Here is a 23,693-nt window from a genome sequence, read left to right on the forward strand (position 1 = left end):
GCCCTCAGCCGGTGTCGGCGAGGTAGGCGTCGGGGTCGTCGCCCGCGAGGCGGTCGAGAACCTCGGGCGAGCGCAGCGTGATCGTGGCGCGGGTGACGACGATGCCGTCGCCGAGGCGCTCGGGGGCGAGCAGCTGCGCGACCTTCCGGCGGCTCATGCCCGCCCACCGGCCGAGGTCGCGCTGGCAGAGCGGCAGGCGGACGACCAGCCCCCCGGTCGCGACCGGGGTGCCGAAGCGGTCGGCGAGGCGGCGCAGCCGGGACGCCAGACGGCGTCCCGGCGCGTCCGGGTAGTGCGCGGTGCGCACGTCGTTGGCGTCGCGCAGCCGCTCCGACAGCACGGCGGTGAGCGCCCAGATCGCGGCCGGGTGACCGTCCAGGACGGCGCGGAAGCGGTCGCCGGGCAGGACGAGCGCCTCGACGCGGGTCAGCGCCTCCACGTTGGCGTACCGCTCGCCCCCGTCGGCGACCTCCATCTCCCCGGCGACGTCGCCGGGGCCGAGCACCTCGAGGATGACGGTCTCGCCGTCCCGGTCGGCCCAGACCTTCGCCGCGCCGGAGCGCAGCACGTACACGTTGGCCGAGCGGGTGTGCTCGCGCGCGAGGAAGGCGCCCGGCCGGATCAGCGCGACGGTCCCGGCGCGTTCGAGCGCCTCCCGCGCCGGTCCCGGCAGCGCGTCCCAGAACGCGACCGGCATCGTTCCCCTCTCCTCTCCCACGCGGCCCGGCCCTGCCGGGCCGGCCGCGCGCGCAGATCCCCCTGCCTTAGTTAGTGAGCGCGCGGAGGCACCTGGAAACCAGGTAATTCGGCACACAGCGCGGGAGGTCGCGGACGTCACACCGGTTCCGGGCCCTCCGACTCGAGCCACTGGTCGATGGCGCGGATCCGGCGGGCGCAGTCGGCCGCGCCGGCCTGGTCGCCGAGCGCCGTCAGGGAGGCGCGGTGCCGCACCAGCGCGCGCCGCAGGCCGGGGTTGTCGCCCGTGTCGCGGCGGATCGTGATCTCGGCGTGCAGGTGCCCGGACGCCTCGGCGTGCCGTCCGAGCAGCTGGCAGGCGTGTCCCATGTGGTGCAGGACGCGGGCCTGCTCGCGGATGTCGCCGAGCTCGGTCGCCAGGTCCAGGCCGCGCCGGCCGGTGGCCAGGGCGTCCTCGGCGTGGCCGAGTTCGAGGTGGATCCGGGCGAGGTGGACGAGCGCGGCGCCCTCGCTGTGCCGGTCGCCGACCTCGCCGAGGACGCGCAGCGCCTCGGTCTGCACCTCGAACGCCTCCTCGGCCCGCCCGCCCGCGCGGAGCGTCGCGGCGAACGTGTCCAGGCCGATGCCCATCCCGTAGGAGTCGCCGATCCCGCGGCGGATCGCGAGGGCCTGGCGGGCCGCGCGCTCCGCCTCGTCCAGGAGGCCGAGCTTGATGTAGGTGCGGGCGAGGCTGCCGAGCGTCCCGGCCATGTTGCCGCGCGCGCCGAGCCGGTGCCACAGCTCCAGCGCCTCCAGGCCGTGGACGAACGCCTCCTGGTAGCGGTGCAGGCGGCGCATGACGACCGACAGGTTCTCCAGGTCGTTCGCCTCGCCGTGCTGGTCGCCGATCTCGCGGCGGATGTCCAGCGACCGGCCGAGCTGCTCGCGCGCCTCCCGGTACCGGCCGAGCCGCCAGCACACCACGCCGAGCTGCGCGAGCGTCTCGGCCTCGCCGTGCCGGTCGCCGGTCGCGCGGTGCATGGCGAGAGCCTGCCCGCAGAACGTGAACGCCTCGGCGAACCGGGCGGCGTCGCAGGCGAGCCGTCCGAGCGTGGTGAGCGCGCGCGCCTGCCCGTGCCGGACGCCCAGCTCCCGGTAGATGCGCAGGGCGCGCTCGGCGTCGCGGCGGGCCAGGTCGCGCAGGCCGAGCGTCGCGTACATGCGGGCCAGCTCGGTCAGCGCCTGCGCCGACCCGTACCGGTCGCCGTCCTCCTCGCGCAGGAACAGCGCCTCCAGCGCGTTCGCGACCGCGTCGTCGACCACGCCGCGCCTGCGGTGGACGAGCGCCGTGGTCAGCAGCGTCTCGGCGATGCCGCGCCGATCGCCGATCTCCTGCCGGATCTCCAGCGCGCGGCGGGCGTGCCCGAGGGCCGTCTCGTAGTCGGCGAGCGCGAGGTGCGCGCGGGCGAGCGTCTCGTGCCCGCGTGCGACGCCGCCCCGGTCGTCCACCTCGTGGTGGACGGCCAGGGACCGCTCCGCGTTCTCGATCGCGGTCAGGTAGCGGCCCTGCGCGGCGTGGACGTCGGCGAGCGTCGCGAGCGCCACGGCCTCCCCGTACCGGTTCGGCGGGTCGGCCGAGCGGAACGCGCGGCGCGCGTCCTCGGCGTACCCGATCGCCTGGACGGACTGCCCGACGTCGAAGTGCGCGACCGCGAGGTTGTGCAGCATCACGGCTGCCGCCGCCCAGTTCTCCTCGGCGCGCGCCGCGCCCAGGCCCGCCTGGTGGACGGCGATGTTGTCCTCGCTGTAGCGGCGGAACTCCTGGAAGCCGAACAGGGCGTCCGCCAGCTCCCAGCACGTCCGGTGCAGGCCGAGCCGCGCCGCGAGCCGGACGGCGGCGACGAGCGTCCGCCGCTCCGCCTCGAACCAGGCGAGCGCCCGCGCCCGCGCGTCCGCCGAGACGGGCCGCGCCGGGTCGGGGACGTTCCGCGCGTCCAGCGACGGGCGGCGCCGGCGGTCCAGCGCCCGCGCGGCCGAACGTGCCGAGACCAGGCAGGACGCCAGGAACCGGCGGCGCGCCGCGAACCGGTCGGTGTCGGCGTCCTCGGCGAGGCCGCGTTCGCGCGCGAAGTCGCGCAGCAGGTCGTGGATCCGGTACCGGCCGGGCCCGGTCTCGTGCACCAGGAACGCCTGCCGCATGCCCTCCAGCGCCTCGGCCGCCGCGGCCGTCGTCACGTCCAGCAGGGCGGCGAGCGCGGCGGGCGTCACGTCCGGGCCGACGGCGAGGCCCAGCATCCGGAACGCGGCCCGGTGGTCGCGCCGCAGCCCCCGGTAGGCCAGGTCGAACGTGGGCCGCATCGGCGCCGGATAGGACGCCCCGGACCGGTCCGCCAGCGTCCGGACGGTCTCGGCGATCGGCACGTCCGGGTTCTCGGCGAGCGCGCCCGCCGCGACCGCGAGCGCCAGCGGCAGGAACCCGCACTCCCGGGACAGCCGCTCCACCGCCCGCCGCTCCTCGCGCGGACGCGGGTCCCCGGGGCCGAGGACGCCCGCGACCAGGTCGGCCGCCTCGTCCGGACTCATCTCCCGCAGTTCCAGGACGCGGACGTCGCCGTCGGGACGCCCGTCCTCCCCCGCGAGCTCGGGCATGCGCCGCTGCGCCGTCAGGACGACCAGGCCCGCGTTCACCGCGTCCAGCAGCGGCCGGACCTGCTCGGCGCTCTCCGCGTTGTCCAGGACGAGCAGCAGCCGCCGGTCCGCCAGCAGCGACCGGCACTGCGCGGCGAGCTCGGCCTCGGTGCGCGGCAGCTGGTCGCCCGGCACCCCGACGCCGCGCAGCACCTGGCCCATCGCCTCGTCCGGCGTCGCGGGGGCGCGGGTCCCGTTCCGCAGCTCGGTGAAGATCACGCCGTCGGGGAACCGCTCGGCGACGCGGTGCGCCCAGTGCACCGCCAGCGTCGTCTTCCCCACCCCGGCCATGCCCTGGATCAGCACGGCGCGCGGCCACCGCGACTGCGCGAGCAGCAGGTCGAGCTTGCCGAGGCTGATCGCCCGCCCGGTGAAGAACGGCTTGTCCGGCGGCAGCCGTCTCGGCGCGCCGGACACGCCGATCCGCACGGGCGCGCGCCGCGCCAGGCCGGCGGGCCGTCCCTGCTCGGGCTCCGGGACGTCCTCCCGGTGCCGCGGGACGGCGGGCCACTCGTCCCCCCACGGCGCGGCCTCCCGGCGCAGCGCCTCCGGGTCGAGCAGCGTCAGCGGACGCGGCACCAGGATCTCCTTGGTCCGCCATCGCCGGTACCAGCGCACCAGCGTCTCCCGCGACACGCCCGCCCAGTTCGCCAGGTCCGCCTGGCTCAGCCGCGACGGCACTGCGATCGCGCGGCCCTGCCCGCCGGGCCCCGCCTCCGGCTCGCCGAACCGGTGCCCCAGCTCCAGCAGGTGATGCGCGAGCCGCTGCGGATGGTCGGCGACGCGCACCGCGTGCCGCCGTCCGCTGTAGGTCTCCTGGTGCGCGAACGCGTCCATCGCGGCGGCCGCGACCTGCGGGTTCGCCGCGAGCAGCCCGCCGAACTGCCGCCGGTCCACGCGCAGCGCCGCCAGGTGGTCGAGCGCCGCGACCGTCCCGCGCTGCGGATGCCCCCACGGCGCGAGCCCCGCCACCAGGTCCCCCGCGCCGAACAGCTCGATGACCGACTCGTCGCCCTCGCCGTTGGCGACGAACTCCTTCGCCAGGATCCGTCCCGCCGTCCGCGACCCGGCCGGGAACAGCACGACCACCGCCGGCGAGGCCACGCCCTGATGGCAGAGCATGCCGCCGGGCGGCACCTCGACACGCCGTCCCATCGCCCACAGCGCCTGCTGGTCCGAGCGGCTCAGCAGGCTCCAGAACCCTCCGGGACGTCCCTCGATCGCACCCAAGTCCACCTCCGCCCCCATCGTGCGTCCCTCCCCCGGGGCCTTCCGCGTCCTGTGGCACGACCCCGGTGAGTCCGTGGACTCATTCCACTCGTGCACGCGCGATGAGGGAAGATGCCCAGTGGAGGAATCCAGGATCGGAGGAGCCATGGCCTACACCGGCAATGTCGAGGTCGGCGGACCGCCCGACACCCGTGACCTGCCCGGACTGACCATCACCAAGGTCTCGGTCGGCCCGTACGACAACAACGCCTACGTGCTGCGCTGCGCCGCCACCGGCGACCAGCTGCTCATCGACGCGGCCAGCGAGCCGTCCCGCCTCCTGGAGATCCTGGGGGACGCACCGCTGAGCCGCATCGTGACCACCCACCGCCACCAGGACCACTGGCAGGCCCTCAGGGACGTCGTCGACGCGACCGGCGCCCCGGTCACCGCCCACCCGTTCGACGCCGAGCCGCTCCCCGTCCCGGTCACCGCGCCCGTCCGGGACGGCGACACCTTCCAGGTGGGCGAGGCGACCCTCGAGGTCATCCACCTCCGCGGTCACACCCCGGGTTCCATCGCCCTGCTCTACACCGCTCCGGACCGTCCGCACCTGTTCACCGGCGACAGCCTCTTCCCCGGCGGCGTGGGCAACACCTGGGGCGACCCGACCCTGTTCAAGCAGCTCATGACCGACGTCACCGAGCGCGTCTTCGACCGCCTCCCCGACGAGACCTGGATCTATCCCGGCCACGGCAAGGACACGACCCTCGGCCGCGAACGCCCCAGCATCCCCACCTGGTGGGAACGCGGCTGGTAGACCCCGGCCGACCCTCAGGCGGCCTGTCCGGTGGCGAGGTGCCGCAGTTCGGCGGTGCACATCATGAGGGTGCGGGTCGGCAGGTGGTGCAGGTAGTGGTCCAGGTCGGCGCTCAGGGCGAAGACGTGGACCGGGACCCCGGCGGCGCGTCCGGACTCGACGGTCTGGCGCAGCGCCGCCAGGACGGCCGGGTGGCGGGTCTGGTAGACGGACGAGACCAGGTGGTTGCCCCGGTCGGCGGCCAGGTAGAACTGGACCAGGTCCTTGGTGCCGACGAACAGCTCGCTCGCCCCGGCGGCGCAGAACGCGGCGGCCGAGTGAACGGCGGCGGGGGTCTCCACGAAGACCCCGAGGGACGTGTCGTGGTCCAGGCCGAGGTGCCGTCGCAGTCCCGCGTACTCGTCGGGGTCGTTGATGAACGGGACGGCGAAGCCCACCCGGTCGGCGTCCGCGCCCAGGCGGTCGCGGAGGTGGGCGCGGAGCGTCCGGAAGGCGTGCGGGTAGTGGCGTTCGCGGAGCAGCCAGCGCGCGCCGTGGCGCCCGAGTTCGGGGTTGGGCTCGGCGTCCACGGGGACCCGCGTGGTGATCTTGGCGGCGTCGTCGGAGCGCAGGTCGAGCAGCCGCATGATGAGCCGCTGGCCGGGTAGGAGCTCAGCCGCCATCGAGCACAGCTCCTCGGCCACCCGGGCTCCGTAGCGTCCGGCCTCGCGCGTCCCCGCCCGGAGCGAGTCGATCGGGCTCAGCCCGGCGGAGAAGCAGAGGAACTCCTCGCGGATGAACCACGAGTTCGCGCGGTGGACGGGTGGGGTGAGCGCGTTCGTCGAGCGGATGTCGGTGGCGTCGGCGATGACCACGCAGATCGACTCGATGTCGCCGAAGGACGCGGCCCGGGGGCCCGCCGGGCCCGTGGCCTGTTCGACGTCGCCCAGCACGACCGCCTCACGGCCCGGCAGGAGGGTGACCTCGCCGGCGAGCGCGTCCAGGTCGGGCGGGTCGATCCGGAGGACGGGGATCCCGCGGGACCGGCAGAGGGACTGCATGTGGCCGGTCCGGCCCCCTCTGGCGCAGATCACCGCGGAGCTGGAAAGGATGGCCTCGTAGCATTCCGGGGTGAGCGTCTCGACCACCAGGATCGTGCCGCCGCCCGGTTTCCCGAGGCGGTTGCATCGACCGCGGACGGCGCTTTCGTGCGAACCGACGAGCATGACCCCTGGTATTTCCCGAGGGTTCAAGGGTGTCCTCTCTCCAGTTCCCGGGCCGGACGGTCCGGGCCGGCCGCGGCTGGACGTCGCGGCCATGGCTCCGCATCGGCGGATCGGAACATGGTCAGAGGCTGGCAGGATCCGGGAAGGCGGCGCACCTTCTCGATTGCTGGACGGGATTCGCGGTCAGCGCGATTCCGGCGGTTCGTCGAGTCCGAGCAGGGCGCGCAGGTCCCGGGGCGTCACCGAGAGGTTGCTGAGCCTTGTCATGGCGACCTTGTTGACGGTGTAGCGCAGCGCACGATCCGATATGGCGTCGTCGCCGTCGGCCGCGAGAATTCGGTGAAGGGATTCGAGGCGCTCCTCGAGCCGCACCGCCAGGACGTCGCGGTCGCGCCGCCGCCGCGTGGCCATCCGGTGGACGTCGAGCCGGACGGCGTTCTCGAACTCGTCGCGCGCCTTCGGATCCCACGTCTCAGGATCGATGTCGGCCGGACCGTCAGCGCGGGGTGCGAAGCCGGGTTCGAAGCCGGGTTCGAAGCGGGCTTCGAGGCGGTGCAGCACCGTCGCGGCGACGCCCACCGAGTGGTTCTTGATGGCGGCGAGGTTGAACGCGAACGCGCCCAGGCGGCCGTGGCGCACGATCTCGTCGCCCTCGCGGGGGCAGCCGACCACGGAGATCGGGCCGGAGCGGGCGCCGTCCGCATCCAGCAGGACGCCGAGCTCGTCCACCTCGACGCCCCGGCCGGTGCGCCGGTGCGGCATCGCGATCCGCTTGCGCAGCAGGCTCGTCCAGAGGGGTGAGCCGACGCGCTCGTAGTCCGTCTCGCGGCCGAAGTTCGAGATCACCAGGTCCGCTTCGATCACCTGCGTCCGGTCTCGCCCGGCCAGCGACAGGCGCAGCGTCCCGTCCCCGGTGTCGGCGATCTCCTCGACCCTCCCGGTGGCGAGGACGACCTGTCCGCCCTCGGCCAGCGCGGGCGCGACGAACGCGGTGATGTACGGAACGGCGCCCACCCGCAGCGTCGCCAGCAGGCTGCCGTGCTCGTCGAGCAGGGCGCGCAGGTCGGACGACGGAACCCGGGCCAGGGCCGCGGGCAGGGCGGTCTCCCAGGACTTGGCGACGTGCTCGGTCACCACCGCGGGGTCGACGCCGGGATACTCCCGGGCGACCATCGCGCACAGCCGCTGCCATTCGTCCATGAGGCGCCTGACCAGGCGGTCGCGGCCCTCGTAGTCGTCGGCCAGCAGCTCGGGCTCCGGCAGGCGGAGGACGCGGTGGCGGTGGCCCGTGGGATAGGTGCGCAGCGTCAGGCCGGACCGCGAGATCATGTGGATCTTCCCGGTGTGGCCGCCGCGCAGCAGCAGCGAGGCCGAGTCGTAGGCGCTGAGCAGCGTGCCGACGATGGCGACCTCGGCGTCCTTCCGGACGCCCAGGATCCGTTCGATGCCCGCCTCGGAGTAGGGGTGCCGGACGAACGCCGGGTGGTCGCCCACGTCGGCCGCGAACGGGAGGTCCCGTTCCTCCAGCCCCGTCGCCAGGACGACGTGGTCGGCCCGGAGCGTCCTCGCCTCCTCGGCGCCGGAGATCCGCGAGGAACGTTCCGCCAGGACGACGTCCACGTGGTCGCCGGAGGCCACGAGGTCGACGACCTCGCCGTCGACCTCGCGCAACGTCACCCCGATCGACGCCTCGCGCACGGCCTCGGCGAGGCGGACGGCGAGGTAGTCGGCGTAGATCCGGCGGGGCGCCGGGCCGGACTCGACGAAGGTGGCGTCGCGCCACTCCTCGGGCCAGCCCGTCCGGTCGGCCTCGTGGTTGGCCCAGACCAGGAAGTCGTCGACGTCCTCGCGGAACATCGACATGCGGCCGGCCTGGATGTTGAACACGTGGTGCCAGTGGTTGCCCGACCGGTGGTAGGCGATACCGGCGCTCCGGTAGTCGGGTCGCCGTTCGACCACGACGACCTGCAACGGCTCCCTGGCGAACTGCAGCAGGCGAATGGCGGTGGCAGTGCCGCCCAGGCCCGCCCCGACGATGACCACCATCTTGCGCGGCCCCGCAAAGCCCATCGCGCCCCCTCCCCGCCGTGCCGAATGGTCTGGCCTTTACCGCGGCTTGACCGTATCGCGCGGATCACGATGGCTCAATGGTGACGATCACCCGTCCGGCGGGACCGTTCGCCCTGTCTTCCCCTCGACCACGCCGTCGCCACCGCCCGGCGCCCGGCGGCGACCCTCCTCCTGCCCTACCGGGCCGTCCCGTGAAAAGCCCGCCGCCCTCGTCCGGTGGGGACGAGGGCGGCGGGCGGCAATGCCCCAGGGTCAGTGGTTCGGGGAGCGGTGGACGGGGCCGTGGGGGTCGGCGCAGTGATCGTCCACGGGGGCCGCCGCGCCGGCCGGGAGGACCTCGGAGGGCGCGTGGTCGACCTGGAGGGTGGTGTGGTCGATGGCGTAGTCGGCCTTCAGCATCGCCTCGATGGCGCGGCGGACGGCGTGGCAGTCGCCGCCGACGTCGACCAGGATGTGCGCCGACAGGGCCGGGTAGCCGGAGGTGACCTCCCAGATGTGCAGGTCGTGGACCTCGACCACGTTCGGGGACGCCGCCATGGAGGCGCCGACCTCGGCCGGGTTCAGGCCGTCGGGGGCGGCCTCCAGGAACACGCGGCCCGCGCCCCGGACCAGGTCGTAGCCGGCCTTGAGCATCAGCGCGGCCACGATGAGCGCGGCGATCGCGTCCGCCCGCGCGAAGCCGGTGAACAGGACGACCGCGCCGGCGATGGTGGTCGCGATGAACGCGAACAGGTCGTTGAGGATGTGCTGGTAGGCGCCCTCGACGTTCAGGCTCGACCGGTTGGCCTTGCTGATCAGCCAGGTCGCCAGGATGTTGACCACGATCCCGACCAGGCCCGTCACCAGGACCAGGCCGCCCTCGACCTTCGGCGGCTCGATCAGGCGGCTGACGCCCTCGTACACGAAGAACGCGGACAGGAGCAGGAGGGTGATGCCGTTGATCAGCGCGGACATGATCTCGGCCCGCTTCAGGCCGTAGGTGAATCCGCCCTGCGGGGGGCGCGCCGACAGCCGCATCGCCACCAGCGCCAGCACGATCGACGCGGCGTCGGTCAGCATGTGGGCGGCGTCGGAGACCAGCGCCAGTGACTGCGCCAGGAGGCCGACGACGACCTCGCCGACCATGAAGCCCGCGATCAGGGCCAGCGCGCCGGTCAGGTAGCGGCGGTCGGCGTCGGCGGAGACGCCGTGTCCGTGACCATGTCCGTGGCCGTGCCCGTGTCCGTGCCCGCCGCCGCTCTCGTGCTCGTGCTGGTCGTGGTCATGGTCGTCGTGGTCGTGGTCGTGGTCGTGATCTTCGTGGGCTTCGTCGGTCGCTTCCCGTGTGGTGCCGGGCGGGTTCTCCATGCGTGGCTCCAGGGGGTCGGCCCGGTCTAACGGGCGTCGGGACCGGGCAGTGTCTCGCGGTTCGCGGAGGTTTCGTGCCCGAAATGGGTCAGCGCGAGGTCGAGCAGCAGGCGGACGTGGGAGTCCGCGAGCCTGTAGTAGGCCATCCGGCCGGACCTGCGGACCGTGACGACCCGTCCGGCGCGCAGCAGGCGCAGGGCGTGGGAGACCGACGACTCGCTGCTCGCGCAGACGGCGGCGAGGTCGCACACGCACATCTCGCCGCCCTCCAGGAGAGCCGTGATGATCCGGACGCGGCCCGGGTCGGCCAGCACCGAGAAGACCTCGGCGAGGTCGTTCACGGCCTCGGCGTCGGGCATCACGGCACGGACGGCCACCACGCGCTCGGGGTCGACCATGCGGACGTCGCACCCGTCCAGGGGCGTCGCGGCCGCGATATCTGCACGCTTGCTCACATGTGGAGGTTAGTGGCAGGGGACGGTGAACTGTCAACCGTCCCACCTCGGCCCATCGGACGGGCCGTGCCGGACGGCCGTCCGGCTCGGACGTTGTTGATCAGCGGCCGATACAGTGAGCTGGGACACCGGCCGGGGGCGGAGGGGGTGCGGGCGCATGCTGAGTTCCGCATGGTCCTTGCTGCGTCTCGCGCTGCTCGCGCTGGTCTGCTTCCTCGCCATCGGCTGCCTGACGCAGGCCGGGAAGAGCGTCGCCTCTCTCAACGCGGCCGGGGGTCCGGTGGCCGCGCACGTCTGCCATTCCGGGACCGTCCGCGTCGGGGACGTCGTCCAGCGGAGGCCGGACGGGGCGGACGGGCCGGGGCACTGCGCCAAGCAGGCGCTGCCGGAGAACTCCTCCATCGGGCCCGCCGCCGCGAGCACGCGGGTGGCGTCGGCGTTGTCCCCGGAGGAGACCGGCGGTTCGCCGGGAGCGGTGGGGCAGCGGAATCGGTGTGGTCCTTTGGCGCCTCCCGATGTGGGACGGCTCTGCGTCCTCCGGGTTTAGAAGGACGTCGGCGACCGGGCTCGCCGACCACGCCCGGCGAACGCGCCCTGCCGAAGGGCCGGCGGGCGTCCTCGCCGGGCGATCGACCGATCCTGTGGCCGCCGCGCGCCGTCATACTCTCCGCTCCCTCTTCCGATGAGGTGTTCAACGAATGTCTTCTGCAGGAAAGGCGGCGCCTCGCCGTCTCATCATCGCGGGCGCGGCGCTGCTCGTCGCGGCCGTGCTCATCGCGGCGCTGGCCTTCGCGCGGAGCGGGGGTGACGCGCCGCCCAAGGCGGCCGCTCCCCCGGCGAAGGCAGCGGCGTCCGCCTCGCCGATGGTCGCTCCGCCGACGTCCGGGAAGCCGGGGCAGCCGCACCGGGTGAACGGGGATCCGTACGCGCTGGGACGGGTCGACGCCCCCGTGGTGATGGTCGAGTACTCCGACTTCCAGTGCCCGTTCTGCGGGCGGTTCGCCCGCGAGACCAAGCCGCGGCTGATCCGGGACTACGTCGACACGGGCGTCCTGCGGATCGAGTGGCGCAACTTCCCCATCTTCGGCCCGGAGTCCCGGAACGCGGCGCGGGCGGGGTACGCCGCGGCACTCCAGGGACGGTTCTGGGGGTTCCACGACCTGGTGTACGCCAAGCCGCACCGGCGCAACGCGGGCGACCTCGCCGACGGCAGGCTCCTGGCGTGGGCGCGGGAGGCGGGCGTCCCGGACATGGAGCGGTTCCGCCGGGACATGAACAGTGAGGAGACCAAGGAGGCCGTCCAGGACAACTGGGACGAGGGGTACGAGGTGAACGCCATCAGCACGCCGACCTTCCTGATCAACGGAAGGCCGCTGCTCGGCGCGCAGCCGTACAAGGTGTTCGCCGACGCCATCGCCAAGGCGAAGGGCGGACGGTGAACGGCGTCGGCTACGCCGCCGCGTTCCTCGGGGGGCTGCTCACACTGCTCAGCCCGTGCAGCGCCCTGCTGCTCCCGGCGTTCTTCGCCTACTCCTTCACCGACCGCACGCGGCTCGTCGGACGCACCGCCGTGTTCTACCTCGGGCTCTGCCTGACGCTGGTGCCGCTCGGCGCGGCGGGCGCGGCCGCCGGACGGCTGCTCTACGGGCACCGCGACCTGCTGATCGGCATCGGCGGGTGGACGGTCATCGCCCTCGGCGCCGCCCAGATCCTCGGGCTCGGGTTCGGTCTCGCGCGGCTGGGACGGCTCGCGGGGCGGCGAGGGGACGCCGGTTCCGTCCTGTCGGTGGGGCTGCTCGGCACGGTCTACGGGCTGTCGGGGTTCTGCACGGGTCCGCTGCTCGGCGGGATCCTGACCATCTCGGCGGTGGGCGGCGCGCCCGTGCGCGGGGCGACGCTGCTGGCCGTGTACGCGCTGGGGATGGCGGCCCCGCTGTTCGTCCTGGCGCTGCTCTGGGACCGTTTCGACCTCGGCCACCGGCGGTGGCTGCGCGGACGTCCGGTCACCCTCGGGCGCCTGCGGACGCACTCGACCTCGCTGGTCGGCGGCGTCCTGTTCGTCGTCATCGGCGTGAGCTTCCTGTACTACGACGGCGGGGTCGTCCTGCCCGGTCTGCTCGGCCCGGACGCCGAGGCCTCGGCGGAGGAACGCGTCCTGCGCATCGGCGACGCCCTCCCGGACGCCTGGCTCCTGGGCACGCTGGCCGCCGTCCTGGCGGCGGTCGCGGTGACCCTGCTGTGGCGAGGCATCAAGGCCGCCCGCCTCCCGGCAGAGGCGCAGGACGACCAGGAGACCCCCACGCGGTAGTGGGATGGACGGTCACTGGTCGGGGCGCTTGGGGACGCAGATGAGGGTCTGCTGGCCGGTGGCGACGAGCTTGCGTTCGCCGTCCCGGACGGCGAAGACCTCGAGGTTGCAGACCGTCAGCGTCCGCCCGGGCTTGAGGACCGTTCCCACGGCCTCGACGTGGTCGCCCTCGGCGGGGGCCAGCAGGTTGATCTTGTACTCGACGGTGAGCACCGAGGTGTCGTCCGGGAACAGGGTGAACGCCGCGTAGCCGCCCGCACTGTCGGCGATGGCGCTGGTCGCGCCCGCGTGGACGTACCCGTTCTGCTGGGTCACCTCCGGACGGGACGGCAGGGTGATGTGCACGCGCCCCGGCTCGATGCGCGTCAGGCGCGCGCCGAGGTGGGTCATCAGCCCCTGCCGGTCGAAGCTGCTCTGCACGCGCTCCCGGACCTCGGGCGTGACCTGGTCCGTCTTCTCCTGGGCCTTCACCGTTCTCCTCCATGCTGGTCGGGCAGTGTCCCCTGGCTGATCGTCCACGTCCATCGCTCCAGGACGGCGACGAGGTCCTCGATGTCGAACGTGCTGTGGGAGGCGCGGACGTGGTCCCAGTCCGGGTCGAGAACGACGACGCGGAAGCCGTGCGCGCGGTACCACCCGACGTCGACGCCGATCTCCCGGGCCCGCAGGTCGTCGCTCCCCGCGAGGTCCTCCGCGGGGATCCACGGGGGTGGGGCGGTGCGCGCCCAGTACAGGTCCTCGGAGTCGTTGACCTCGATCCGGCCGTCCGGCAGGCGCCGGGCCTCCAGGGCGTTGTGGACGACCGTCCAGCCGGGCGGGACGCGCAGCGGGATCAGGCTCCACTGCTCGGACATCGCCGCGCCCAGCGGGGAACCGGGGGGCGGTTCGAAGATCGGGTCCACGCGTCGGGAGCGTAGCGCGCTCCACCCGCCCGGGCCACGCGGACCGACGCCACTCACCCTGTGGACACACTATGCAATCGATCACTTACTTTGCGTGATTATCGGGTATATGCGGCTCGGCCTTCCGTGGCGGAAGGTGACCGCGCAGAGGAGCGGCCATGAGCGCGAGGGACGTCGCCGACGTCGCCGTGATCGGCACCGGGATCATCGGGCTGTCCACCGCGTGGGCGGTGAGCGGGCTCGGGATGCGCGTCCTGCTGGTCGGCCCGCGGAGTCACACGGGCCAGGCCTCCGCCGCCGCCGGGGCGATGCTGGCACCGTTCAGCGAGACGGCGGCCGGGGACGATCCGTTGTCCTCCCCGGCCGAGATCACGCATCGCGCGGCCGCGCGGGCGAGCTACGGCGACTGGTTGGCCCGGCTGCGGTCGGAGAGCGGCCGCGTGGTCTCGATGACCGACGGGATCTGGCTCGTGGCCACCGCGCACGGCCAAGGCGACCTGGAGGCCCTGGAGCTCGCCGCACGGGCGGCGCGCGATCAGGGTGCCTCGGCGGAGCCGCATCCGCCGTCCGAGGTGCCCGGCCTGTCCCCCGCGCGGACCTGCCCGGCGCATGCGGCCCTGTGGCTTCCAGGCGAGGCGTCGGTCGACATCGTCGAGCTGCTGGACGCCCTGTCTCACCTGCTCTCCGTGCGGGAGAACGTGCGCTGGGCAGACACCTCCGCGGTCGCGCTGGAACCGGGAACGGCAGGTTCCGACGGGCCGCTGGTCGTCCGGTGCGCGGACCGCGAACGGTACGAGGCGGGGCGGGTCGTCCTGGCGGTCGGCAGCGGCACCGGCGCGCTCGCCGCCGCCTCGCCCGGCTTGTCCTTGGGCTTGCCGTTGGTCCTGGCGGGCAAGGGTGTCAGCGTCCTGGTGCGTGACACCGGGTTCGCGTTGCCCACGACGGTGCGGACGCCGATGCGCCGCTTCGCCTGCGGCGCGCACCTGGTGCCGCGCGCGGGCGGCGCCGCCTACCTGGGGGCCACGAACCGGCTGACGCCGCCGGGCGAGACGTCCACCGCCCCGGCCCTCGAGGAGATCCTCACGGTGGTCCAGAGCGTCGGGGACGAGCTCAACACCGGCGTCTACCACCGCGAGCTCGCGGACGTCGCCGTCGGACATCGCCCGTACACGCTCGACCATCTGCCGCTGGTCGGTCCGACCGAGGACCCTCGTGTCCTGGCGGCGACCGCCACGTACCGCAACGGCGTCCTGCTGGCCCCCTACGTCGCCGGCCTCATCGCCGGGCACCTCAGCGGCGCCGGTCCGCTGGACGCCCGGCCGTGGCGTCCGACCCGGCCGGTCGCCGTGCCGTCCCTCGGGGAGGCGCTCGGCGACCGGATACAGATGCTCATCGACGTGCTGCTGCCCGCCGAGGGCGTCACCGCCCCCTGGCACCTGGACCTCCAGGCCCTGCTCGGCGTGGCGGCACGCCACCTCGTCGAGTCGCCGGACGACGCCCGATGGCGTCCGCTGCACCGGTTGTGGGACCGGGCGCCCGTCGTGGAGACACTGCCGGTCCTCCTGCGCGCCGTCCGAGATCTTCCTCATGTGGCGAACAGCGCGGCCGGCCGGTCGCCTGCCAGGAAGGACGCGCCGTCCGGGCGCTCCAAGACCGGCCCCGTTTCCCGGCAGCGTTGGCGACAGCACAGGCTGACACCGTTCGGAGTGCGGCTCTCCCCTGCCGGGCAGGCCGACCTGGACGAGCTCCCCCCGGAACGGCTGAAGAGCCTGCTCCTGCGCGAGCACCTCCTCCTGCTACGCGGGTTCACCGGAGGATCGACCGTGGACAAGTTCGAGGCCTTCGCCCGAAGGCTGGGGCCGCTGGTGGTGTGGGGGGACGCGCCGATCGCGTCGGTGGTGGCGAAGGCCGAGCCGGACGACCACGTCCACGACACCGGCTTCATGCCCCTCCACTGGGACGGCGTGTACAAGCCGGACACCCCTGACATCCAGATGTTCCAGTGCCTGAAGGCCGTGGGCACCGCCGCTTCCGGCGGCGCGACGCTGTTCAGCGACACCACCAGGGTCATCGCCGGCGCCGCTCCCGGGACGCTGGACCTGTGGCGGGCGCTCACCTTCCGGTACGAGCGTCCACTGGGCGGCGAGATGCTCAGCCGCTCATGCCCACTGGTCGTCGAACACCCGCACACCGGTGAGCCCACGCTGCGCTTCACCGAGCCCGTGCCCGACGGCGTCCACATCCTGAACCCGCCGAACCTCACGCTGGAGCGGGCGCCGTCCGGTTGCGACAGCGCGGAGGCCATCCAGCAGATCCGGGACGCCCTCTACGACCCCCGGTACATGTACGCGCACCGGTGGCGCGTCGGCGACATCGTCCTGGCCGACAACCGGGCCCTTCTGCACACGCGGGAACCGTATCCGCCGGGCACCGAGCGGCACCTGCTCCGCGCCCACGTCAGGATCGGCGACGTCGCGGGTGACACACCGGCCGACCGCACGTCCTTGGCCGGACAGGAGGTCGGATGATGCACGAGCCCCACGGAATACAACGAGGCCACGACATCCACGGAACGCCGCAGTGGCTCGTGACGAGGTACGACTGGGGCGAGGAACTGCTCACCGATGAGCGGCTGCACAACGACATGGACCGGTGGGCGCGCCCCGAGCAGCTGCGGGCGTCCTGGCTCGCCATGGACGTGCGTCCCAAGCTGGGCAGGTTGATGCTCTTCACCGATGATCCCGACCACGCCCGGCTGCGACGCCTGATCGCACCGGCGTTCACCGCACGCCGCACCCAGGCCGTGCACGCCCTCGTCCAGGAGGAGGCCGACCGGCTGCTGCACACCCTCGGCTGCGCGGGCGGCACCACAGACCTGGTAGAGGACTTCGCCTACCCCTTCTCCATCGCCGTCCTGTGCAGGATGGCCGGGTTCCCGGAGGACTTCGAGCGCGCGTACCGGCGCCGTCGGCTGTTCACCGCGGGGATCACCTCGGTTCCGGTCGGCTCGCCGGAACGCGACGTCAACGCCGCCAACCATCGCGAACTGGTCGCGCTGCTCGAGGACGTCATCGAGGAGAAGCGCCGCCGTCCGACCGCTGATCTGGTCACCGGTCTGGTCGAGGCCGAAGGCAGGCCCGACGGCCTGAGCCATGACGAGCTGACCTCGGCGCTCGGGCAACTGGTGATCGCCGGCATGGAGTCCGTCGCCCGGTTCCTCGCGCAGGCGTTCCTCGTCCTGCTCGACCATCCCGAACAGCTCGCCGACCTGCGGGCCGATCCGGGCCTGGTTCACACGGCGACCGACGAGCTGATCCGCTTCATCACTCCGAACCGGCAGGCGTCCCCGCGCTACCCCACCATGCCCCTGGACGTGTGCGGTGTGACCCTCCAGCCAGGCGACAAGGTGTGTGTCATGCTCCGGGACGCCAACCGCGATCCGCTGCGCTTCACCGACCCGGAACGACTCGACCTGCGCCGCGACGAAGGCCCGCACCTCGCGTTCGGCAGGGGCGTCCACCACTGCCCGGGAGCTCCCCTCGCAGCCTTGGAGGGGCAGATCGCGATCACGAGTCTGCTCCGGGAGCTGCCCGGTCTGCGGCTGGCCGTTCCGCGTGAGGACGTCGACACGCAGGACCACCTGCCCATCCTCGGCGGTCCCGTCGCCGTGCCGGTCACCTGGCGGCGGTGAGGAGGGTCTCGCGGAGGCGGGTGAGGGCTTCGGCGCGGACGGCGGTGAGGGCGGCCGCCGGGACGGAGGCGGGGCGTAGGACGGGGACGCGGGGGTTGCGGGACGTGGCGTCCTGGAGGGCGGCGAAGATGTCCGGGTCCTGGCCCCAGGGGCCGCCGACGACGATGTGGCCGGGGTCGGTGAGCGAGGCGAGGGCGGTGAGGACGCCGCCGACCGCCTCGGCGAGCATGGCGCGGGTCGTGGCGGCCTCGTGGCCCCGGCCGGTCGCTGCGGCCAGGAGGCGGGCGGGGTCGATGGCGGTGGAGCCGGGGTGCCGCAGGCCGAGGAGGCCGAAGACCTCGATGAGCGTGACGGCGCGTCCGCCCGGGCCGGTGGTGACGAGGTGGGAGATCTCGCCCGCGAGGCCGCGGTGGCCGCGCAGGACGCGGCCGTCGCTCACGATCGCGCAGCCCAGGCCCTCGCCCAGGTACAGGTAGGCGAAGGTGTCGCCGGCGGGGCTCGCGGCGAGTTCCGCGCGCGCCGCCCAGTTGACGTCGTTGTCGACGGTCACCGGGCCCGCGACGTGCCCGGCGAGGAGGGCGGGCGGGTCGAGTTCGCCGATGAGGAAGTGCGCGTCGGGCAGGTGGACGAGGCGTCCGGTGGCGCGGTCGACGGGGTCGGCGGCGCTGACCACGGCGAGCGCGGGGGCGCCGGACCCGGCGGCGAGACGGCCCGCGACGGCGCGCAGGGCGGCGGCGACGTCCTCGGGTTCGGCGGACGGCCCGGCGTTCTCCGTCGCGCGGCCGACGGTGTCGCCGTGGACGTCGACGGCCTCCGCGAGGACGCCCTCGGGCGCGACGCTGATGGCCCAGGCCGTCCGGGCGGGGCCGGCGAGGACGTAGTAGGAGCCGACCCGGCCGCGTCCGCGTCCGCCGGGGGTGCGCTCGCCCGAGTCGGCGACCAGGCCCGCCTCGACGAGGCGCCGGACGCTCTCGCCCGCCGTCGGCCGGGAGACGCCGGTCTCGACGGCGAGTTCGGCCCGGGTCATGCGCCGGTGCCGGACGAGCGCGCGCAGGACCCGCTCGTCGGTCGCGTTCCGGACGAGGTCCGGCGTGGGCTTCGCGGCGGTCATGGCCGGGATTCTAGTAAGCGGTCTTGCCTGGAAGAGGTTCGGGGCGTACCGTCCGTTTCCAAGTAAGGAGCCCTACCTTGAAGGAGACCCCGCCGTGACCAGCCCTGGCGAAGAAGCGAGGACACCGCTGCCCGACCTGCCGCACTGGGAGGACGCCCCGGACGACCTGCCCGGCGCGATCAGGCAGGTCAAGCGGGCTCTGCGGGAGCGGATCGCCGCGTCCGGACGGTCCGTCGAGGAGGTCTTCGCGGTCGTCGAGCGGGCCGTCGAGGCGGAGGTCGCCGACATCGCCGCGGCGCGCGGGCGGGGCGAGGAGGTCTGGCCCGTCGTCGACCACGCCGACATCGAGGCCGGGACCGTGCCGGACGCGACGGTCCGGGCGCTGCGGCGGCGGGGATGCCTGGTCGTCCGGGGGCACTTCCCGCGCGAGCAGGCCCTCGCCTGGGACCGGGACATCGTCGGCTACACCGAGCGCAACGGCTTCCTCGAGGCGTACCGCGGGCCGGGCGACGACTTCTTCGGCAGCGTCGGGTCCCGGCCGGAGATCTACCCGATCTACTGGTCCCCCGCGCAGATGCGGGCGCGCCAGAGCGACCGGACGGCGCGCGTCCAGGAGTTCCTCAACGCGCGGTGGAAGCACGAGTCCGAAGGCGTCCGGTGGTTCGATCCGGGCCGCGACTCGCTCTATCCCGACCGGATCCGCCGCCGTCCGCCGGGCACCGACTCGGGCGGACTCGGCGCCCACCTGGACCCGGGCACGCTCGACCTGTGGATGACCGCGTCCTACCAGCGGGCCTTCCGCCACCTGTTCGACGGCACGGTCGAGCGGTACGACCCCTGGGACGCCGCCCACCGCACCGACGGCCCGCAGTACCCGGGCACCACCATGTGCTCGGCCTTCCGCACCTTCCAGGGCTGGACGGCCCTGTCGGACATGGACCGCGACCAGGGCGTCCTGCACACCGTCCCGATCCCGGGCGCGATGGCCTACCTGATGCTGCGGCCGCTGCTGCCGGACGTCCCGGACGACGACATGTGCGGCGTCACCGTCAACCAGGTCTTCCCCGTGAGCGAGCGGTGGCACCCGCCGCTCATGGAGGCCCTCACCGGCATCCCGGACGTCCGCGCGGGCGACTCGGTCTGGTGGCACTGCGACATGGTCCACAGCGTCGCGCCCGTCACCGGGCAGAAGGGCTGGGGCAACGTCATGTACATCCCCGCCGCGCCGTGGTGCCCGCGCAACGAGCGCTACGCCGAGGCCGTCCGCGACGCGTTCGCCACCGGCTCCAGCCCGTCGGACTTCCCGGACGAGCACTACGAGCGCGCGTGGCCCGACCGTTTCCGGGAGGCCGACCTCAACGCCACCGGACGCCGCGGGCTCGGCCTCGCCCCCGCCTGACCGAGGGCCGGGCCGGCCAAGGGATCGCCAAGATTCGGCGGCGGCGCGTTCGGCCCGGGACCCAGCGGGGAGATCGGCTGGGACCGCCGCGGCGCCGACGGGGAGGGCGCGCGGGAGAGGATCAGGTGCGCGCATGCCCATCCGCCGGATCGGGCTGGTCGTCCACCGGGGCCGCGCCGCGGCCCTGGACGCCGCCACCTCGGTGCACGCCTGGTGCGAGGCCCACGGGGTCGGCTGCACCGAGATCGACGTCTGGCCCGGGGAGCACGAGCGGCGGTCGGGACGCGCGGAGGCGCACGCGGCCGGGGACCCGGACCTCGTGGTCACGCTGGGCGGGGACGGCACGTTCCTGCGCGGCGCCCGGATCGCGGTGAAGATCGGGGCCGGGGTGCTCGGCGTCGACGCGGGACGGGTCGGGTTCCTCACCGAGGTGCCCGTGTCCGGCACCGGCGCGGCCCTGGACGCCGTCCATGAGGGCCGGGCCCTGGTGGAGGAGCGCATGACGCTGACCCTGCGCGCCTCGCGTCCGCCGCAGCTGCCGTCGGACATGGAGGCCCTGCTGTGTTACGGCCGCGGCCCCGCGCTGCCGCCCCCGCGGGTCCGCCCGGCCGGTGCGAAGGCCGAGAACTGGGGCGTCGCCCTCGACGTCAACGCGCTCAACGACGTCGTCGTGGAGAAGCTCGCCCGGGACCACCAGGTCAGCGCGGGCGTGTACCTCGCCGGACGGCTGCTCGCGTCGTACTCGGCCGACGCCCTCGCGGTCGCCACGCCCACGGGGTCCACGGCCTACAGCTTCGCGGCCGGCGGCCCCGTGCTCTCCCCGCACATGGACGCCGTGGTCTTCACGCCGATCGCGCCGCACATGGCGTTCAACAGGTCCGTGGTCGCGGCTCCCGACGAGGCGGTGGTGCTGCGGATCCTGCCGCATTCCGGGCGCGCGGCGGTCAGCATCGACGGGCGGCTCCGCGCCGTCCTCGATCCCGGCGACTGGATCGGGGTCTTCCGGGCCCCGGAGCGGGTGCGCCTGATCCGCCTGGAACCGACCGACTTCTACGGACGGCTGCGCGGCCGGTTCCACCTCGCGGACGCGCCCGCCACGGCCGTCGACGGAACCCTGGCGCCCGTCATGCGTCCCCCGGACGAACCCGTGCCGCCGGACCTGGCCGTCCTGCGTCTGCCTCCGCCCGATCCCCCGGGCCGCTGACCCGGAACGCCGACGCCGCTCCCGAACGGGGAACAACGAACGAGGGGTGACGAAACGGCGCGGGACGGCGCTGACACCCTCGATGGCTCGATGGCGGGCAGGACGACCGGCGGCGGTCGTCCTGCCCGTCGTTTTGCGGGCGCGGAGACCGGCGGCCTTCCCGGTCAAAGGTCGGCTCTGTCCTGAACGGGCGGCGGGTTCGGTTCGTCCAACCAGATGGCCGGGCGCGAGGACGCCGGGAGCCCCTCGGGACGAACGGGACCGGGATCGGCGACCGGGGCCGCGCCAAGGCTCCGGATCAACACTTAGCCGACATAAGTTCTGTATAAAATGTCGCGATCATTCAGGGGTGACCGATTGCCGGGGGACCAGCACGTGCCGACCACTCATGCCCACGGCGATCTGACGCCGCAGCTGATCGGAACACCGGTCTGGTACGACCAGGCGGTGGCCGCGGCGGGCATACCGATCTATGACGCGCCGTTCGTGTCGGTGGGCGGCGGGCTCGGCTCGTTCATTCTGACCGACGTGCTGCGCATCCAGGGCGCGCCCGCGTCGGCGATCCGTGTCGTCTCGACGAGCGAGACGCCGTGGCAGAGCTGGGAGTACCTGACCCGCGTGTCGCAGCTCCCCGTGCGGGAGCGGATCCGGTCCGACGCGGGCGCGCGTCCGGACAACCTGTGGGGCTTCCCCTCGTACGCGATGACCGAGGCGTGGCAGGACAAGTCGATCGCGCTCGCCTGGCAGGTGCTCGTCGAGCCGCTGTTCGCCGACTTCTTCGCCCCGCGCGCCGGAACGGTCTTCGCGACGGTGCGCAAGGAGGCCGAGCGCATCTCGTACTGGAACATGCTCGCCCAGGGCCAGGTGCGCATGGTGCGCCGCCGCGCGGGCGGCGGCTACTTCACCCTCGTCACCCCGCCCGCCGGGACGACGCCGACCAAGCGGATCGCGATCCGGTCCCGGTACGTCCACCTCGCGGTCGGCTACCCCGGCCTCAAGTACCTGCCCGACCTGCAGGAGTTCCGCGAGACCTACAACGACTACCACCGCGTCGTCAACGCCTACGAACCGCACGAGCACGTGTACGAGTTCCTCAAGACGCGGCCCGGCGTGGTCGTCGTGCGCGGCGCGGGCATCGTCGCCTCGCGCGTCCTCCAGCGGCTCATCGACGACCGGGAACGGCTCGGGCTCCAGACCCAGATCGTGCACATCTTCCGCACGTACGTGCAGGGGTCGCACGGGCCGGGCGTGTGGATGCGGCGCAAGGGCGGCGACGGCTGGGCCTACCAGGCGTTCACCTTCCCCAAGTCGGCGTTCGGCGGCCAGCTCAAGGCGCAGTACCGGAACGCGGACGCCGACAAGCGCAAGCAGCTCAGCAAGGCCGTCGGCGGCACCACCACCCCGCCGCTGCGCCGCTGGCAGGGACAGCTCCGGCGGGGACGCCAGGGCAACTGGTACCACCCGATGCAGGCCGTCGTCGAGAAGGTCGAGCCCACGATGGACGGGCGGCTGCTGAGCCACACCCGCGGCGACGACGGCAACCGCAACCGCCTGGTGTCCGACTTCGTCATCGACTGCACCGGGCTCGAGGCCGACATGGCCGAGCACCGCGTCCTGGACGACCTGCTGCGGAACGGCGGCGCGCGGCGCAACGGCGCCGGGCGGCTCGCCGTCGGCCCCAACTTCGAGGTGCTCGGAGCGGCGAGCGGCGACGGCGCCCTCTACGCGTCCGGCGCCGCCACCGGCGGGAACCACTTCCTCGCCGTGGACAGCTTCATGGGCATGCAGACCGCCGCCCTCGACATCGCCGCCGACCTCGCCAAGCGCGGGTTCGTCCGGCGGCTCGGGCCCGTGCGGTCGACGAACCAATGGCTGAAGTGGGCCCTGAACCGCTCGATCTAGAGAAAGTAGTGCGAAGGTGACCCCCACTCTCGCCGGCCGGATCCAGACCCGGCTGTTCATGCTCGGCACCGTGGGCGTGGTGCTGACCGCGCTGATCGTCCCGGTGCTCCCCGGCACGCACGGCGGTCTCGCCGCGACCTACAAGAGCGCGTTCGTCATGCTGGTCGCGGTCGCGGTCGTCGGCGTCCTCTGGGAACTGCTGTACCACCTGCTCATGCAGTTCCGCTGGGACAAGGACTGGCCGACGCTGTTCGGCCTGGTCACGATCCTGCCCGAGGGCCTGGTGATGTTCCTGCTGCTGCGCGCCGGGGTCGTCCCCGGGGTCGGCGGCAAGGTCGCCGCGTCCACGTTCGTGACGATGTTCGTCTTCGTGTGGATCGGCGTCTGGCTGTTCTCCAACGGGCCGATGCGCGTTCCGTTCGTGCAGTGGCGGCTCCGCGGCGGACGGCTGCTGTGATGGCGCCGTCCCGGGAGAACCTCCCGCCCGCGCCGGTCGTCCGGCCGCTTCCCGGGGACGGCCTGGTCGCGCGGGAGGGCGAGCTGTCGCTGGCCTGCGCGCGTCCGGGCCCGTCCGTGCCCGCGGCCCTCGTCGACGCGCTGCTCGCCGCGCTGTCCGACGCCGCCGCGGCGGGCGAGGGCGGACGCGGGCTCGTCAACCGGGTGATCCGCGTGCTGTCGGCCGCGGACGAAGGCGACGGCGGGCCGCC

Annotated in this window: 19 protein-coding genes and 1 pseudogene; 11 read left to right on the plus strand and 9 right to left on the minus strand. The window is 73.6% G+C overall.

The genetic code is table 11. The features are described from left to right. Nucleotides 1-4: 4 nt before the first annotated feature. Nucleotides 5-697 carry a Crp/Fnr family transcriptional regulator gene (locus EBO15_RS18135; protein WP_122195580.1) on the minus strand — a complete coding sequence of 231 codons (693 nt, stop codon included), beginning with the start codon at nt 695-697 and terminating at the stop codon, nt 5-7. 137 nt (nt 698-834) lie between these two features. Continuing rightward, nucleotides 835-4,593 carry a tetratricopeptide repeat protein gene (locus tag EBO15_RS18140; RefSeq protein ID WP_158628265.1) on the minus strand — a complete coding sequence of 1,253 codons (3,759 nt, stop codon included), beginning with the start codon at nt 4,591-4,593 and terminating at the stop codon, nt 835-837. A 145-nt stretch (nt 4,594-4,738) separates the two neighbouring features. Between EBO15_RS18140 and EBO15_RS18145 the strand changes: the two genes are divergently transcribed. Next, nucleotides 4,739-5,392, plus strand: coding sequence for an MBL fold metallo-hydrolase (locus EBO15_RS18145; RefSeq protein WP_122195582.1), 654 nt, complete (start codon nt 4,739-4,741; stop codon nt 5,390-5,392). Nucleotides 5,393-5,406: 14 nt separating this feature from the next. Here the strand turns inward: EBO15_RS18145 and EBO15_RS18150 are convergent, their stop codons facing one another. The 4 genes from EBO15_RS18150 to EBO15_RS18165 all read right to left on the minus strand — a co-directional run bounded on the left by EBO15_RS18150 (nt 5,407) and on the right by EBO15_RS18165 (nt 10,469). Next, complete coding sequence (locus EBO15_RS18150) at nt 5,407-6,597, minus strand: putative PEP-binding protein (protein WP_199744628.1); 1,191 nt, start codon at nt 6,595-6,597, stop codon at nt 5,407-5,409. 183 nt (nt 6,598-6,780) lie between these two features. Further along, a complete protein-coding gene (locus EBO15_RS18155; protein ID WP_122195584.1) occupies nt 6,781-8,667 on the minus strand; it encodes an FAD/NAD(P)-binding protein in 1,887 nt (628 codons plus the stop codon). A 252-nt stretch (nt 8,668-8,919) separates the two neighbouring features. After that, nucleotides 8,920-10,014 carry a cation diffusion facilitator family transporter gene (locus tag EBO15_RS18160; protein WP_122195585.1) on the minus strand — a complete coding sequence of 365 codons (1,095 nt, stop codon included), beginning with the start codon at nt 10,012-10,014 and terminating at the stop codon, nt 8,920-8,922. Between the two features lie 26 nt (nt 10,015-10,040). Then, nucleotides 10,041-10,469 (minus strand): ArsR/SmtB family transcription factor, encoded by a 429-nt coding sequence (locus tag EBO15_RS18165; RefSeq protein WP_233616275.1) that lies wholly within the window; start codon nt 10,467-10,469, stop codon nt 10,041-10,043. 157 nt (nt 10,470-10,626) lie between these two features. On the opposite strand from EBO15_RS18165, the gene EBO15_RS18170 reads away from it, so the two are divergent. From EBO15_RS18170 to EBO15_RS18180, 3 genes are all read left to right on the plus strand, one after another. Next, nucleotides 10,627-11,016 (plus strand): hypothetical protein, encoded by a 390-nt coding sequence (locus EBO15_RS18170; RefSeq protein WP_122195587.1) that lies wholly within the window; start codon nt 10,627-10,629, stop codon nt 11,014-11,016. Between the two features lie 151 nt (nt 11,017-11,167). Beyond that, complete coding sequence (locus EBO15_RS18175; RefSeq protein WP_122195588.1) at nt 11,168-11,908, plus strand: DsbA family protein; 741 nt, start codon at nt 11,168-11,170, stop codon at nt 11,906-11,908. After that, complete coding sequence (locus EBO15_RS18180) at nt 11,905-12,777, plus strand: cytochrome c biogenesis CcdA family protein (protein WP_122195589.1); 873 nt, start codon at nt 11,905-11,907, stop codon at nt 12,775-12,777. Before EBO15_RS18175 ends, EBO15_RS18180 begins: the two co-directional genes overlap by 4 nt. A gap of 12 nt (nt 12,778-12,789) precedes the next feature. On the opposite strand, the gene EBO15_RS18185 is transcribed toward EBO15_RS18180, so the two are convergent. Beyond that, nucleotides 12,790-13,248 carry a PaaI family thioesterase gene (locus EBO15_RS18185; protein WP_122195590.1) on the minus strand — a complete coding sequence of 153 codons (459 nt, stop codon included), beginning with the start codon at nt 13,246-13,248 and terminating at the stop codon, nt 12,790-12,792. After that, nucleotides 13,245-13,679: a hypothetical protein gene (locus tag EBO15_RS18190; RefSeq protein WP_122195591.1), complete on the minus strand. Its 435-nt coding sequence runs from the start codon at nt 13,677-13,679 to the stop codon at nt 13,245-13,247. Before EBO15_RS18190 ends, EBO15_RS18185 begins: the two co-directional genes overlap by 4 nt. Before the next feature lie 158 nt (nt 13,680-13,837). On the opposite strand from EBO15_RS18190, the gene EBO15_RS18195 reads away from it, so the two are divergent. Next, nucleotides 13,838-16,207: an FAD-dependent oxidoreductase gene (locus EBO15_RS18195; RefSeq protein WP_122195592.1), complete on the plus strand. Its 2,370-nt coding sequence runs from the start codon at nt 13,838-13,840 to the stop codon at nt 16,205-16,207. Continuing rightward, nucleotides 16,204-17,370, plus strand: a complete 1,167-nt coding sequence (locus EBO15_RS18200) for a cytochrome P450 (protein WP_122195593.1) — start codon at nt 16,204-16,206, stop codon at nt 17,368-17,370. The genes EBO15_RS18195 and EBO15_RS18200 overlap by 4 nt, the downstream gene beginning before the upstream one ends. Here EBO15_RS18200 and EBO15_RS18205 read toward each other — a convergent pair. Then, nucleotides 17,354-18,481, minus strand: coding sequence for an ROK family transcriptional regulator (locus tag EBO15_RS18205; RefSeq protein WP_122195594.1), 1,128 nt, complete (start codon nt 18,479-18,481; stop codon nt 17,354-17,356). The two genes, EBO15_RS18200 and EBO15_RS18205, sit on opposite strands and share 17 nt — an antisense overlap. A 94-nt stretch (nt 18,482-18,575) precedes the next feature. Here EBO15_RS18205 and EBO15_RS18210 point away from each other — a divergent pair, with 94 nt between their 5' ends. The 5 genes and pseudogenes from EBO15_RS18210 to EBO15_RS18230 all read left to right on the plus strand — a co-directional run. Then, a complete protein-coding gene (locus tag EBO15_RS18210) occupies nt 18,576-19,880 on the plus strand; it encodes a YbiU family protein (RefSeq protein ID WP_199744629.1) in 1,305 nt (434 codons plus the stop codon). Between the two features lie 133 nt (nt 19,881-20,013). Beyond that, nucleotides 20,014-21,084: an NAD(+)/NADH kinase gene (locus EBO15_RS18215; protein WP_122195595.1), complete on the plus strand. Its 1,071-nt coding sequence runs from the start codon at nt 20,014-20,016 to the stop codon at nt 21,082-21,084. Nucleotides 21,085-21,459: 375 nt separating this feature from the next. Continuing rightward, complete coding sequence (locus tag EBO15_RS18220; RefSeq protein ID WP_233616276.1) at nt 21,460-22,986, plus strand: hypothetical protein; 1,527 nt, start codon at nt 21,460-21,462, stop codon at nt 22,984-22,986. Between the two features lie 16 nt (nt 22,987-23,002). After that, a complete protein-coding gene (locus EBO15_RS18225) occupies nt 23,003-23,443 on the plus strand; it encodes a hypothetical protein (RefSeq protein ID WP_122195597.1) in 441 nt (146 codons plus the stop codon). Then, nucleotides 23,443-23,693: pseudogene (locus EBO15_RS18230) on the plus strand (hypothetical protein); the annotation flags it as partial. The gene EBO15_RS18225 and the pseudogene EBO15_RS18230, both read left to right, overlap by 1 nt.

Origin of the sequence: Actinomadura harenae, assembly GCF_003696215.1 — a bacterium.
GTDB classification, from domain to species: Bacteria; Actinomycetota; Actinomycetes; order Streptosporangiales; family Streptosporangiaceae; genus Spirillospora; species Spirillospora harenae.

Excerpts from the sequence above, each read along its gene's own strand:
- EBO15_RS18135 (WP_122195580.1), bottom strand. The coding sequence starts at position 697 with ATGCCGGTCGCGTTCTGGGACGCGCTGCCGGGACCGGCGCGGGAGGCG.
- EBO15_RS18145 (WP_122195582.1), top strand. The coding sequence starts at position 4,739 with ATGGCCTACACCGGCAATGTCGAGGTCGGCGGACCGCCCGACACCCGT.
- EBO15_RS18150 (WP_199744628.1), bottom strand. The coding sequence starts at position 6,597 with ATGCTCGTCGGTTCGCACGAAAGCGCCGTCCGCGGTCGATGCAACCGC.
- EBO15_RS18155 (WP_122195584.1), bottom strand. The coding sequence starts at position 8,667 with ATGGGCTTTGCGGGGCCGCGCAAGATGGTGGTCATCGTCGGGGCGGGC.
- EBO15_RS18160 (WP_122195585.1), bottom strand. The coding sequence starts at position 10,014 with ATGGAGAACCCGCCCGGCACCACACGGGAAGCGACCGACGAAGCCCAC.
- EBO15_RS18170 (WP_122195587.1), top strand. The coding sequence starts at position 10,627 with ATGCTGAGTTCCGCATGGTCCTTGCTGCGTCTCGCGCTGCTCGCGCTG.
- EBO15_RS18175 (WP_122195588.1), top strand. The coding sequence starts at position 11,168 with ATGTCTTCTGCAGGAAAGGCGGCGCCTCGCCGTCTCATCATCGCGGGC.
- EBO15_RS18195 (WP_122195592.1), top strand. The coding sequence starts at position 13,838 with ATGAGCGCGAGGGACGTCGCCGACGTCGCCGTGATCGGCACCGGGATC.
- EBO15_RS18200 (WP_122195593.1), top strand. The coding sequence starts at position 16,204 with ATGATGCACGAGCCCCACGGAATACAACGAGGCCACGACATCCACGGA.
- EBO15_RS18205 (WP_122195594.1), bottom strand. The coding sequence starts at position 18,481 with ATGACCGCCGCGAAGCCCACGCCGGACCTCGTCCGGAACGCGACCGAC.
- EBO15_RS18215 (WP_122195595.1), top strand. The coding sequence starts at position 20,014 with ATGCCCATCCGCCGGATCGGGCTGGTCGTCCACCGGGGCCGCGCCGCG.